General features: G+C 28.6%; 18 protein-coding genes and 2 pseudogenes. 1 reads left to right on the top strand and 19 read right to left on the bottom strand.

Annotated elements, in window-relative coordinates; translation table 11 throughout:
- Positions 1-122 precede the first annotated feature (122 nt).
- Positions 123-456: pseudogene (locus I6H46_RS06530) on the top strand (relaxase); the annotation flags it as partial.
- A 91-nt stretch (positions 457-547) separates the two neighbouring features.
- On the opposite strand, the gene I6H46_RS10010 reads toward I6H46_RS06530, so the two are convergent.
- From I6H46_RS10010 to I6H46_RS09935, 19 genes and pseudogenes are all read right to left on the bottom strand, one after another.
- Positions 548-1,171: an FtsX-like permease family protein gene (locus I6H46_RS10010; protein ID WP_234287317.1), complete on the bottom strand. Its 624-nt coding sequence runs from the start codon at positions 1,169-1,171 to the stop codon at positions 548-550.
- A 50-nt stretch (positions 1,172-1,221) separates the two neighbouring features.
- On the bottom strand, positions 1,222-1,431 hold the full coding sequence (locus I6H46_RS10005; protein ID WP_234287316.1) for a hypothetical protein: 210 nt from the start codon (positions 1,429-1,431) through the stop codon (positions 1,222-1,224).
- A gap of 53 nt (positions 1,432-1,484) precedes the next feature.
- A complete protein-coding gene (locus I6H46_RS10000; RefSeq protein ID WP_234287315.1) occupies positions 1,485-1,856 on the bottom strand; it encodes a hypothetical protein in 372 nt (123 codons plus the stop codon).
- Positions 1,857-1,924: 68 nt separating this feature from the next.
- On the bottom strand, positions 1,925-2,896 hold the full coding sequence (locus I6H46_RS09995) for an ABC transporter permease (RefSeq protein ID WP_234287314.1): 972 nt from the start codon (positions 2,894-2,896) through the stop codon (positions 1,925-1,927).
- Positions 2,886-3,376 (bottom strand): annotated as a pseudogene (locus tag I6H46_RS09990) (ABC transporter ATP-binding protein). The gene I6H46_RS09995 and the pseudogene I6H46_RS09990 overlap by 11 nt, the downstream one beginning before the upstream one ends.
- A gap of 134 nt (positions 3,377-3,510) precedes the next feature.
- Positions 3,511-4,308, bottom strand: coding sequence for a KilA-N domain-containing protein (locus I6H46_RS06510; RefSeq protein ID WP_200225685.1), 798 nt, complete (start codon positions 4,306-4,308; stop codon positions 3,511-3,513).
- A 188-nt stretch (positions 4,309-4,496) separates the two neighbouring features.
- Positions 4,497-4,649 carry a hypothetical protein gene (locus I6H46_RS10710; RefSeq protein WP_234287313.1) on the bottom strand — a complete coding sequence of 51 codons (153 nt, stop codon included), beginning with the start codon at positions 4,647-4,649 and terminating at the stop codon, positions 4,497-4,499.
- A 47-nt stretch (positions 4,650-4,696) separates the two neighbouring features.
- Positions 4,697-5,428, bottom strand: a complete 732-nt coding sequence (locus tag I6H46_RS10705) for a recombinase family protein (protein ID WP_234287312.1) — start codon at positions 5,426-5,428, stop codon at positions 4,697-4,699.
- 143 nt (positions 5,429-5,571) lie between these two features.
- Positions 5,572-6,015 carry a recombinase family protein gene (locus tag I6H46_RS10700; RefSeq protein ID WP_234287311.1) on the bottom strand — a complete coding sequence of 148 codons (444 nt, stop codon included), beginning with the start codon at positions 6,013-6,015 and terminating at the stop codon, positions 5,572-5,574.
- A gap of 254 nt (positions 6,016-6,269) precedes the next feature.
- Positions 6,270-6,956 (bottom strand): recombinase family protein, encoded by a 687-nt coding sequence (locus I6H46_RS09970; RefSeq protein WP_234287310.1) that lies wholly within the window; start codon positions 6,954-6,956, stop codon positions 6,270-6,272.
- Positions 6,923-7,222: a hypothetical protein gene (locus tag I6H46_RS09965; protein WP_234287309.1), complete on the bottom strand. Its 300-nt coding sequence runs from the start codon at positions 7,220-7,222 to the stop codon at positions 6,923-6,925. Before I6H46_RS09965 ends, I6H46_RS09970 begins: the two co-directional genes overlap by 34 nt.
- 20 nt (positions 7,223-7,242) lie before the next feature.
- Positions 7,243-7,746, bottom strand: a complete 504-nt coding sequence (locus tag I6H46_RS09960) for a recombinase family protein (protein ID WP_234287308.1) — start codon at positions 7,744-7,746, stop codon at positions 7,243-7,245.
- The gene (locus I6H46_RS10695) at positions 7,739-7,966 is read right to left on the bottom strand and encodes a hypothetical protein (protein ID WP_234287307.1); all 228 of its coding nucleotides are present in this window, start codon (positions 7,964-7,966) and stop codon (positions 7,739-7,741) included. The genes I6H46_RS09960 and I6H46_RS10695 overlap by 8 nt, the downstream gene beginning before the upstream one ends.
- Before the next feature lie 17 nt (positions 7,967-7,983).
- Positions 7,984-8,400 (bottom strand): hypothetical protein, encoded by a 417-nt coding sequence (locus I6H46_RS10690; protein ID WP_325100622.1) that lies wholly within the window; start codon positions 8,398-8,400, stop codon positions 7,984-7,986.
- On the bottom strand, positions 8,352-9,455 hold the full coding sequence (locus I6H46_RS10685) for a recombinase family protein (protein WP_234287305.1): 1,104 nt from the start codon (positions 9,453-9,455) through the stop codon (positions 8,352-8,354). Before I6H46_RS10685 ends, I6H46_RS10690 begins: the two co-directional genes overlap by 49 nt.
- Positions 9,456-10,132: 677 nt before the next feature.
- On the bottom strand, positions 10,133-10,543 hold the full coding sequence (locus tag I6H46_RS06485) for an RNA polymerase sigma factor (protein WP_200225683.1): 411 nt from the start codon (positions 10,541-10,543) through the stop codon (positions 10,133-10,135).
- A 238-nt stretch (positions 10,544-10,781) separates the two neighbouring features.
- Entirely contained in the window at positions 10,782-12,146 is a 1,365-nt protein-coding gene (locus I6H46_RS06480; protein ID WP_019117831.1) for an MATE family efflux transporter, read from the bottom strand.
- Positions 12,147-12,176: 30 nt separating this feature from the next.
- Positions 12,177-13,088, bottom strand: a complete 912-nt coding sequence (locus tag I6H46_RS09940; protein WP_234287304.1) for an ATP-binding cassette domain-containing protein — start codon at positions 13,086-13,088, stop codon at positions 12,177-12,179.
- A 15-nt stretch (positions 13,089-13,103) separates the two neighbouring features.
- On the bottom strand, positions 13,104-13,406 hold the full coding sequence (locus tag I6H46_RS09935; protein WP_234287303.1) for an ABC transporter ATP-binding protein: 303 nt from the start codon (positions 13,404-13,406) through the stop codon (positions 13,104-13,106).
- Positions 13,407-13,504 lie beyond the last annotated feature (98 nt).

Genomic DNA, 13,504 nt, shown 5'->3' with positions numbered 1-13,504 from the left:
GCTCTTTACTTCAATTGTATGTAAAACTCAGATAATGCTACGTTTAAATGAATCAAAGAATGTTAAGCATGTCTTTATCCTAGTTAGCCTGATATTTTTGTTCTTTTTCTGATGTATAAACCGAAATAAAAAGTCAGTCACAAGATATGATAAAATGTAAATATTATAAATAAATATCATGAGATTTATAAATACCACAAGAAAAATCCTGAAGATAAACAATTTGTCAAAGAATATTATAGTGAACTTTCTGTCTACAAAATAGACGTTAAAGAAATCTTAGAAAGCTATAAAAAACTACCAAATACAAAAGAAATACTATCAAAGCTCGATAAATTGCAAGAAAAAAAGAACACCCTTATGCAAGAGTATTCTTTGAATAAAGAACAATTTTATGACCTTGTTCAGTATAGGAAAAACTATGAAAATTATTATGGGAAGGAAGTGGAGAGATAGAATATAACTTCTATAATGGATCTGTAAATAATTTTGTGTATCAATCTAAATCCTCAAATATTGTAATTTGATTTTTTATTTTTTACCCATACTATTTCCTCTTAGTAATCAATATGGTATCAACAATCCTCAAAACAATTCTTCCAATGACATACATAATAATAGAATACAATATAAATTCTACAATTGGGAATCTATATTGCAATCCACCAAGAATCGGATCATTATTTGTATAAACGTGAAGACCATACGAAATAATAACTCCACCTATTAAAGTAATTATAAGAATTCTCTTCATATAGTAACGATTTTCGTTCATGAGCATACTAATACGTTGAGATTTACTCATACCTACAAGATTTAAGAAAGAAATCTCTTTCTTCCTACTAATCACATTTGTAAAGTAAGTATTTATTAAGTTTCCAACACCCATAATCAAAATTAATATAGTTATTGATAAAAGAAACTTTTTACTAGTTTTTAAAGACACTTTATATTCATCTACCGCATTTAAATAAGTTTCCATTTTTAATGGATGCATATTAATCAATTGTTTTACTTTATTTACAGTACTTTTTTGAGCCTTTAATGTCTTATCTTTTAATTCAAGTCTCAATTCATAATTAAAATTAGTATTATTATCTCCAAAATAATTCAATGAATTATCTGGAATATAAAAGTATATCCCACTACTTAAAGTATCGGTTATACCCATTACTTTAGCCGTAAAATCTTTGCCATTTTGTTGAAATTTTACTTCGTCACCTATTTGTACATCCCATCCATAATATTTTTTATTTCTTTTGGCTGATTAACAATAACTCCCTTTTCTTTGGTCAACTTCGAGTATGAGGTATTTCCCTCTATAAGTTTGTTATTAAGAAAGCTTTCTTGTTGATGAGTATATCCTACAATACTCAAATCTTCTGAGTTTCCATTTGGACTTACGAAAGTTGCATTTGTACCTTTTACCACTTCAATTTTTTCTACATTATCAATCTCTTCTAATGAACGAATTAAGTTATTATCTAATGGATTTCTTTTTCCATATCACCATTAATTTCATCATTAGAACTGCCCAAAATAGAATCTTCATTTGACATAATACTTATTTCATAATTTGTATAACTTTTTCTTGCTAATTGTTCTGGATCAAAGGATTTTAAAAAAGCATAAGATGAAACAAGTAATACTCCTCCAATACTTAGTGATAGAATCATAGTTATTGTCTTTCTAGGATCTCTTTTTATATTAAGCCATGCTATAAATTTAGGTGTAACAAAACTATTTTCCTTTCTCTTTACCAGATGGCTTGTAGATTGACCACTTGTAAAAAGTTCTTTAGCAGAAATTCTATTTATATCTTTTCTTATAGAGATTGCCGAAGATTTAAGAACCATAAAAATATACAAACTGCTAAGTATTAAAGTGACTATTATATATAATGGATTATGTTCTAATAAAAATATTAGTCCATTTCTGTTATTGATAAAAATATGCTAAAAGTCCCTAAAATTCCTAAGCAAATTCCTATTAAACCAATATATAATATCCTTTTATTTAGAATAATCATTGACTGTTTTCTACTTGCTCCTATCAATCGCAGAATCGCTATGTTTTTCCTATCTTCTAATGTAAAAACATACAAAATATTATGGATAATGAGATATGAAACTACCCCTAACAAAACTGCCAATATTAAAAGCATAATATATTGATCTGTATTAACCAAATTCATATAACTAAAATACATATCAAAAAAGTGAACGTCAGATTCTTCTACTTTATATTTAGCTGCTATTGAATTTATCTCATTTTTTAGCATATCTTCAGAGTATGAATTTGGTGATTTCATACTTAGTTGTACTAAGTAATTATCAACTTGACCAAATTTATCAACATAAGATTTAGATACAAATATGGGATAAGTTCCTTCTACACCTTCTTTATATAAAATTCCACTTATTATATATTTTTTTGAACCATTACCTAAATTTAGGTTTATACTTTCTCTAATACCAATTTTTTTGTTAATACGTTTTAAGTAGTTTTCAGACACTATTATCTCATTATCTTTTTGAGGATAAGATCCTTCTATACTATTTACATTCCCTAAGTCACGTAAATCTGAATCCATATATGCAACTCTTAGATTTATATCACCTATACTAACTTCTGGAAAAATATATCCTATTCCTGCTTTTTTTATGCTCTTCTCTGATTTTATCCCTTCAACTTGTTTAGGATTTACTTTAATTAATGATGCTTGATGTCCATTTTCTAGTTTTTCCTGAAACATTAATTTAGCACTTATAGAATACAAACTCATTATGCTAATAAAGACAAAAGATAAAATTATAGTCAGCAATATTGTAGAACTTTTAATTTTATTAACTTTCAAATCTCTTTTGACATATGTTTTCAGGATATTATTTTTCATTTTTTTTATCCTCCACAATTTGACCATCTAATATGCGTATAACTCTATCGCAATACTTTGTTAATTCTAAATTGTGTGTAATCATTATAATTGTTTGATTAAATTTTTTATTCATCTGAACAAATAGCTCCATTATATTTTGACTATTTCTTTGATCCAAATTTCCTGTTGGTTCGTCTGCTAAAATTACTTTTGGTTTCGAAATGAGAGCTCTGGCAATAGCTACTCTTTGTTGTTGTCCTCCTGACAATTGGTTTGGGAAAGCAGATATTTTTGTTTTATCTCTAACAAATCTAAAATTTCATCTAAATAGTCGTTATCGGCTTCTTTGCCATCTAAATTTAAAGGTAAAATTATATTTTCTCGAACATTTAAGATGGGAATTAGATTGTATTCTTGGAATATAAACCCTATATTCTTTCTACGATACTCTGTTAATTCTTCCTCATTTAAATTATTTAATTCCACATCATCAAACATAATTTTCCCCTCTGTTTGATGATCAATCCCTCCTATAAGATTTAACAATGTTGTCTTCCCCTACAATGTCAAGCAATTGTTACATAAAATTAGACGATATTTCTATCGCCTAATTTATATACAAAACTTTTATTTTAACTTTTTATACGTTCACTTTCTGTTAGAATCCTCATTTGTTCAATAGCAATTGCATTTAATTTTTCTATCCTTTCAGTTGCATCCATTCCCTCATTTATAAAAACAGCATTTAAGTTCTCAAGATTTGATAAACACACTAATTGTGATATATCAGCATAGTCTCTCATATTTCCTTTTAAGTCCGGATTTTCTTCACGCCATTCTTTTGCTGTCATTCCAAACAAAGCTACATTTAATATATCTGCTTCACTTGCATAAATAAAGTTGATTTTTTCTTTTGAAAGTTTTTCAGGTACAAGCTTATTTTTAATGGCATCTGTATGAATTTTGTAATTTATCTTAGCTAAATTCCTCTTGATATCCCAACCTAATTGTTTTTGTTCTTCTTCTTTTAAGCGCTCAAACTCTTTAATAAGATAGAGCTTAAAATAAGGTGATACCCAAGAAGCAAATTCAAAAGCTATATCTTTATGAGCATATGTTCCACCATATCTTCCTGCTTTGGCAATAATTCCAATAGAATTCGTCTTATTGACCCATTGTTTAACAGATAAAATAAATCGGTTAAATCCTGCTTCATTTTTAATTCCCTCGAATTCGGGGGAATTAAAATTTGTATTATACATTTCTTCCCAAATACCTAAAAACTCTATTGTGTTCTTGTTTCTAAGCCATTTTTCTATTAGTGCCACACCATTTTCAACATTTCTAACCATATCTGTTAAAGAAATGTAATCCCTATTATCTATAGCAATAATGCTGATTTCTGAACCTTCAACATTTATTTTAGACACAAAAATCACCTCACAATATCTCATTTTAACTATAATTATATCATTTTTTATTTGTTCCTAAATATTTACCCTATCAACTCATAGTAAACAGTACTATTTATTTCCGCAAATTTCCTCGCCATTATTTTCACTTTGGCGTATTTAAATTAAAGTTGGCGAGATTATGAGTTACTTTTAATGCTATTCATCTATTTTTCTACAATTTCTATTTCTCCACTTCTTGATACGATTATTTTATCAATTAAACTTTTCACATAAACTTTCAGCAAACCTTCCTCATCTAAGATAACAATATCCGTTTCTTTCTTTGAATCAATATTCTCCGACTTCAATTCTTCCAACTTACTCTCCAATAATATCTTTTTATCTTGGATAAAAGATTTTTCCTTTAAATAGTCATCTTTTGAAATATTTTCCTTTTATAGTTTTCATAGATGATTTGTAAATTACTGTTTAATATGGATATTTCCTTTAGAATCTCTTCTTTCACATTCTTGTGTTCTATGACTTTCTCTTCATTTAATGTGTTTTGTATCTTAAAATCTTTTAATTTGGGTTTTATAAGTTCAATAATATCTTTCTCTTTGATATTGTTTGGTTTTTTCTCAGCTTTACATAAATTACAATAATAACTTTTATACTTGTATATTTTATCCGAATTTTTCTTTTGTCTAATATCACTGCGAAAACTCATATGTCTACCACATTCTTTACAAAAAATCTTATCAGAAAAAATAGAACGATTTTTGTTTCCTGTATATCCCCCAAAACTTCTTTTTTCTTTTATTTTCTTTACCTCATCAAATACTTCTCTTGAAATAATCGCTTCATGGGTATTTGGAAGTATTTTCCACTCCTCTTCAGGAAGTAAAATTCTTTTTCTTCCACCTATTTTTGTTTCTTTGAATTTATTATATACATAATCTCCTGTATATAGTTCGTTCCTTGTAATCTGTGAGATAGCTGCGTTTGTCCAAACTCTTTTCTTTACCTCACTTCCAGTAATTAAATTTCCAGTATAATCAGAAAGTTTCAGTTCTTCTTTTCGTTCAGAGCGTGTAATATAACCTTTTTCATTAAATATATTAGCCACTTGATTACAGGAATATCCTTTTAGCAATAAATCAAAAGCTTCTTTAACTATAAAAGCTGTTTTTTCATCAATGATGATACTATGTTTATCTTTAGGATCTTTAATATATCCAAAAGGTGCTGCCCAATTTATATTTTTCCCCTGCGATTTAATTTGCCTAATAGAACTTCTTACCTTTCAGATAATTCCTTACTGAATAAATCATAATACAATGTCTTAAACTGTGTATCTGTATCTAAGCCATTGCCTTGTTCTTTTAAAGAATCATAGTTGTCATTAATAGCAATAAATCGTATTTTTAGAAATGGTAATATATTGCTTAAGTAATCCCCAAGCAAAATATAATCTCTTGAAAACCTAGACATATCTTTTACAATTATAGTTCCTACTTTACCACTCTTTATATCCTCAATAAGCCTTAAAAATGAAGGTCTATTTGTATTAGTAGCAGAATATCCATCATCTACATATTCTTCTATTTCACAACTTTTTAAAGATGTTTCATTTTCAATGTAGCTTTTTATATAATCTCTTTGATTTACTATACTTACACTTTCATCTACTTTGTGATAATCTTCTTCAGAAAGTCTTAAATATATAGCTATCTTATTCATGCTCTACCTCCAACTGCTTTTCCATATCTTTATCAAGATTAAACTTAAAATATATGGTAACCTGCTTATACTCTGATATTTCTATATGGCTAATTAATGTATCGACCAATTCTTTATCAACTTCTATGCTTTTAGCATCCAAGCAGCAAAATAGTACATCTATAAATTCTATAATTTCTCTTTTTTCTTTTTTATATTTCTTATTCTTTCATCAAAAACTTTTAACTCATTTTTTAAGGTTTTTATTTGATTATTTATTTTTTACTTTCTATTTTAAAATCACTTAAAAGAACCTCTCCTTTAACATAGTTTTCATATTGTTCTTGTAGATTGATCCTAAGAGAAGCAATCTTTTTATTATTTACATCTGTTTTTATAGAAACTTGATTTATCTTTTCAGCACTTATATTTTCTAAATATATTTTTAGTTGTAATCTTTTATCCTTTTTATAAAAGCTTGAAAACAGTCTTTTAAAGGTATCTACTAAAATTTTGTCTAGGTCTGTTTCATATATTCTGACATGAGATTTTTCTAATTTTAATCTGTCTCCACCTTTACAATAATAGCAATAGCAAATCTCATCATGATATTTCAGTCCTCGTGGTCCATATTGTTTTTTCAAATTTCTACCACAAACACTGCATTGTATGAGGCCGTCATACTTTCCTTCTTTTTTATAATCTCTTTGAATTTTTACTCCAACATTTTCTTTTCCGTCTTTTATTATGTTTTTCAGTGAATGGTAAGGTAGATAGTTTTGTTTTTTCTCCTTTATCTCTCTGATATTTTTAAATGTAGTTTTGTCTATTAACCCTTCGTGGGTGTTCTCTGTTATAATCCACTCTTCTTTATCACGAAACTTACTTTTCCTACTTGGATCATGTCTATTTGAGTATACTCTTTGAATCAAATTCCCAATATATACTTCATCAGAAAGCATTTTTGATATATAAGAAATATCCCATTGTTTTGTATCTTCTTTATCCTTAAAATTTTACCTGTTCTTTTATATTCATCAGGTGTCGTATATGTTTTAGTCAATTCTCTTGCTATTTGCATATTGGATTTACCTTGACCTGCCATATAAAAGATAAGTCTTACTACATCTGATGCCTTTTCGTCCATCACCAGAACTCTTTTTCCATCAATTTTATCAACCTTATAGCCATACGGAGCCATCGCTCCTATAAAAGACCCTTGTTTCATTTTTATTTCTTTAGAGGCTTTTATTTTCTTTGAAATATCTTTTGCGTATAAATCATTGAAGATATTTTTATTGCTATTTCATAACTCTGATCTGATTTTATACCGTCTTTGGTATCCAGATTATCATTTACGGAAATAAATCGAACTCCCAAAAATGGAAATACTTTTTCGATATAGTTTGCGATTTCTAAATACTCTCTACCAAACCTTGACATATCTTTTACGATGATACAATTTATCCTACCTGTTCGGATATCTTCCATCATTTCAATAAATGCAGGTCTTTTAAAATTTGTTCCAGAATACTCATAGTCCTTGTATACTCTTAAAATCTTTATATCTTTTTCGTTTGCAGCTTTTATGCAAAGTTCTTCCTGCATTTCAAGTGAATTACTTTTATCCCTATAAGCTTCCTTTCTTTCCTGTGATAATCTAGCATAAATACCGGCAATGTATATTTTTTCAATCACTTTTACAACTTCTGTTTCTGATTGTGATATATGCCTATTTTTTGTTCTAGCCATAGCATACCTCACTTTCAGCCCTTACAAGACTTTTATTCATAACAGTGGGTATAGTTTTTGACTTCCTGCTTATATCGATACTTTTCTTTTTTATGGTGTTAGCTTTAATGTCAGACTTATCCATTTTTGTCATTTCTTCAAGTAAAGATAATTCTTCGGTATGATTAAACCTAACATATATCGTCTTATCTTCAGAAATAAAAATTTTATCAATAAGCATCACAACAGATAATCTATCTATTTCCGATAAATTTTTATACTTGTTAATGTCGATGATCCAACTTTTATTTTTGTCAATCTTCTCCTTAGTATCTTCCTGTTTTTTAATCTATACTCGATACTTTCATCTAATTTAGTCAATTTCTCTGTATAGTTTTTTCTAAAAAGTTGATATTCTTCTTTACTAATAACATCTTCTTTTAGATCAAGGTAAAGGGAAGATAAGAGTTCTTCTGTCATTGCTTTTTCTCGTTTTAGTATAGGAATTTGATTGTCTTTCAAATTTTTATTTATATCTATACGCTGAACTTTAGAATATAGATTTTCATTAAATTCAATGTAGGACTTCATTATTTTAGATACTGCTTTTATTAAAGTTTCTTCTTTTATGCTGTGTCTTGTGCAAGATTTTCCCTTGTTGTACTTTGAACAGATATAGAATATCTCTTCTCTTTTTTATACTTTACAGTCCTTCTAATCAAAGAACTTCCACATTCTTTACAAAAAAGCATTCCTGTAAAAATATCAATTTTGTCCTTTCCACGAGAATTATTCAAATCTCTTTTTAACATAGTATTTGCAATAGTAAAAACTTCTTTACTTATAATTGCTTCATGGGTATTTTCTACTCTTATCCATTCTTCTTTCTCTTTTTCTATCTGCTTTTTATTTTTATAACTTAAAGTAACACTCTTTCCTTGTAAAGTATTTCCAATATATACTTCATTTTCTATAATTCTATTTACTGTCTTTGCTGACCAAGTTCCACCTTTTGTATTTTGAAATCCATTACACTTAAATCCTTGACTTTCTTTATATTTTCTTGGATTTAAAACTCCTAAATGATTTAGTTCATCTGCAATTGCCTTTGAGGAATATCCCAAGAGTTTCATATCAAATATATTTTTGATAATATCCGATATCTTTTTATCAATCACTAACTTGTTTTTATTCTCCTCAGACTTTTTATATCCATAAGGTGCAAAAGCACTGATAAAATCTCCTTTTTCTCTTTTTATCTTTTGAGAGCTTTTTACCTTATTGGAAATATCTCGGCAATAACTATCATTGATGAAGTTTTTTATAGGAAGTATAAGATGTGTATCGTTTATATCTGCACTTTTACTATCGTAATTGTCATTTACTGATATAAATCTTATACCATTTTCCGGAAATATTCTTTGAATATATTTTCCAGCTTCTATATAATCTCTTCCGAATCTTGATAAGTCCTTTACAATAATTGTATTGAACTTTCTATCATAGGCAGCCTTTATCATTTCTTTAAAATTGGGACGATCAAAATTTGCACCTGAATACCCATCATCTACATACTCTTTTACTATTGGAATTTGATTTTTTCTTGCATAAGAGTTTATAATTTCTCTTTGATTGGATATAGAGTTACTTTCTGTTTTTTCGCCATCTTCTTTTGATAATCTTAAATACATAACTGCCAAATTTTCTTTTGCTAAATTGTTTTTAAACATAAAAAGCCTCCTTTAATTCAATTTACATACAATAAATCGAACCAAGGTTAGGCTTCCACAAAATATTATAACGCTCCTTATATTTTTTGTCAGCCCCTAATAGACAGAAATTTTTCTTTGATGTATTCCTCTACTAAATTTTCTAAACTAAATCCATTTTCATTAAATTTAACTTCTATATTCCAACCATCAATTTGATTTATCATCTGTTTATCTTTTTATCTGTTTTCATTTCTGTATTTATATTATGTTCATCACACATAATATCTTCTCCTTATCTTTAATTTTTTTAAGTTTTTTGACATTAACAGGCGTGTAGGTCACGACATTGGAATTTCACCACCGCCCCTTTTCAAGATGAGCCGGCAACAACTGTAGAAGTATCATTATCCCCATTTGCTTCAATGCATCAGTTTCCTAGGCTGAATATATAATTTCTTTTTGTCGCTCGTTTTCTTATATCCTTCCTTTAGCTAGAGTATTTATTTAAACCGAAATCCTTATCAGCAGAAAAGTCATGGCGAAGAAATTATAAAGCTCCACAAATGGTTAATGTCCTGTCTTGGTCTATTCAGTTGTCACGGTTCAAATTTCTATTAATTTCTTTTTTATATAAAAGAGGACAAAATTCCCCTTCAATTTATAAAGGAAAATCTGCCCTCTTTGGTAACCAGAATTTATAATTCTTCTATAAATTTCTTTAGTTTTTCTAAAATTTTATCTCGTCTTTTAATTAAAGTTGGATGTGAGATATTTTTAGTCTTTGCTACTGCACGAAGTGTTTCATCATTGAAATATAATCTTTCTATGATTTCCCGCTCATCCCTATTTAACTTTGACATTGCATTTCTTAGTGCTTCAATCATCATTTGTGTAGCTACAACTTTTTCAACATCAACATTTTTATCTTCTAGATTATCTTCGAAATTCCCATCATGATTTAGGGACGAAAAAAAGAGCAAGTGGTTTTTCTTGTCCACCTGCTCTAAATACTTTTCGTGTTCTCTTTCTTGCCAGTAGACTTTGTATATCTGTTCGCTTACTTTGATTTTTTGCCCACCAACATAAAGGTAATATTCTTTTGTCATTTATGTTTCCTCCATTCTTTTTTTGTCTTTATGTTTTCAGACAAAAAAAGGAGGACTCCTGCTCTTGGGCATGGTTAGTCCTCTAGAATGAAAGAAACTCTTTCTAATAGTAATTGTATTTAATTTTTTAACTGAGTTATCTAACTTGTAAACAGCGTAAACCAAAGAAAAAAGGTAAATTTACTTTAATTATATTTATTTGCATATTTCCCTCCATTCTTTTAAATAAACCCACTTATTATTCATTACTCGAATTTTTCAAACTAATTTTATCCATCCTATTTAATTCCCCAAACATCATTACTACACCAACTATTATCATAATTAAATCTACAAGGGGTTCTGCAAACCATACTGCTTTAACTCCAAATATCATTGGTAAAATAATCATGGCAGGTATGAATAAAAATAACTGCCTTAGCATGACTATTATGCCAGCTTTTTTAGCGTTTCCTATTGATTGGAAGAATGTTATAGTCATTACCATTACTCCATATAGGATAAAGATAGAATAAAATAGTCTAAAGTTCCCTATTCCCTGAGTTATAATACTTTCTTCTACTCCAAATAAAGACAGAATATTCTTTGAAAATGCTAATGCTGGTATCCAAAATATTGATGCAAGAACTAATCCTCCGATAGAAAATACTTTCATAGCTTCTTTTACTCTGTCGTATTTTTTCGCTCCAAAATTTGTACCAACTACAGGTTGTAAACCTTGACTCATTCCCCAAAGTGGAATGAATGAAAAGGCATATATTCTAAGTGTTGCTGCCATCAAGATAGCATTTGTATCTCCGCCATATTTAAATGACATTTTATATAGCATTGTTTGTTGAATCATAAATAAAATTTGCATCATCATAGCAGATGACCCTACGCCAAACATTTCTTTTTTTATTTCCTGATCAGGTTTGATTTTATTTATTTTTACTGCTTTACTTTTATATTTGAAGTAATGGAGTGTTATTATCGCTTGAACAAATTGTGCTGTAATAGTTGCAAGTGCAGCCCCTTCTATTGCGTATTTTCCCATTAATTTCATTAGAATTGGATCAAGAATTATGTTTAAAAAAGCCCCTAGCCCCATAATGAGCATTGCTTTTTTCATTAATCCTTCTCCACGCATAACCATGTTTGCTGATTGAGTAAAGTTTACAAATAAAGAACCAATGAAAATTACTCGTAAATATCTGATACCATATTCTTTAATTTTTCCACTTGCTCCAACCATATCTAAAAAATGTGGTGCAAGTAAAATTCCGCCTATTGTAATAATTGATGAGAATAGAATAACCCAAAAGATTAAATTCCCCATAATTTTATCAACTGTTTTTTGGTCACCCTTTCCTATAGCTCTTGATAAAACCGATGCTGAACCTACACCAATAAGTGTAGATACACCACTATTGAAAAATGTAAGTGGCATAGCTACACCACAAGCTGTCATTGCTGTTTGTCCTATAATATTTCCTGCAAAAATTCCATCCATTAGTGGATAAAGACCTATTACTATCATTCCTATTACAGCAGGGACAGATAATTGAAAAAGTAAATCTATAGGTCTTTTTGTTAATAATTGTTCTTTCATATCTTGTTTCATAAATTACCTCCTTTTTTTATCCAGATTTTTTTAGCAAATTTTAAGTTTGATCGAAGAATTCCCTAATTTTCCCATATTCTTTTCATCTTTAATACCATGCCATTTGACTTTTCCATTCTCCATAAACATAAAATAATCACAACAACATTCTACTAATTCCGGATCATGTGTGATAATAAAAATAGTTTTTCCGTCCTCTTTAAGCCTTATCATTTCATTAGAAACTTCTTTCATATTCTTAAAATCCAAACCACTTGTAGGTTCGTCCAAAATCAGTATTGTCCTATCAGAAGCGATAGCACTTGCAATTGCAACCCTTTGTTTTTGCCCTCCGGATAATGACATTGGATGGCAATCTATAAAATCCATTAAATTTAACTTTTTACATATTTCATCGATCTTTTCTTCTTTATTCTCATCGTTCTCTATACTCAAAAGAATTTCTTCTTTAACTGATTCGGTAAATAATTGATGATTAACATCCTGCATCACCATAAAACATTTTTTTAGCCTTTCTCTTGTAGCATAACTTTCTGTTTGTATATTTAAAGTTCCTTTTGCTTTTTCTTCAACTCCACATAAGCATTTTGAAAAAGTTGATTTTCCAGAACCATTATTTCCTAAAACAGCCACAATAGATTTTTGAGGTAATACAGCATCATTAATTTCAAAAAACGGCTCTTTTCCATAACTAAACATAAAATTCTTAATCTCTATTTGTTCCTTAGATTCTATATTTTTTATACGGCTACTGGTATCAATAGGGTGTATGCTCCTTAACCCCATATTATTTAAAATGCTGTTAGGTAATTTCTTGAACTCAACACAAGAAAATTCTTTGTTAATTTTTCCATCTTTCATATAAATAAATCTATCTGCAATATCTATTAAATATTGTAGTCTATGCTCTGCAATAACCACAGTTGACTTTTTTCTTTCCATTTTTTATGATATATTTTAACATTTTATAGTTTGTATATCTAAATTAGAAGATGGCTCATCTAATACATAGATTTCAGGCTCCATAACAGCAGCAGAAGCACAAGCAATTTTTTGTTTTTCTCCTCCTGACATAGAAAACAAGCTCTTATCAAGCAAATCTTTTATATTTAATTCTTTTGTTACCTTGCCAATTCTTCTACAAATTTCTTCTCTTGAAATCCCAAAATTTTCACAGGCGAATGCAATTTCGCTTGTTGAATCTACATTGAAAAATTGAGTTCTTGGATTTTGAAATACTGATCCTACATATTGACTCAATTCATTAATAGAATTTTAGAAATTTCATGTTCATTTACAATAACGCTACCAGTCAAATTTCCGGAATAATACCCGGGAATTAACCCATTTATCAACCT

Source organism: Anaerococcus obesiensis, assembly GCF_016599815.1.
GTDB lineage: Bacteria > Bacillota > Clostridia > Tissierellales > Peptoniphilaceae > Anaerococcus > Anaerococcus vaginalis.
This window is presented reverse-complemented; position numbering and strand designations above follow the sequence as displayed.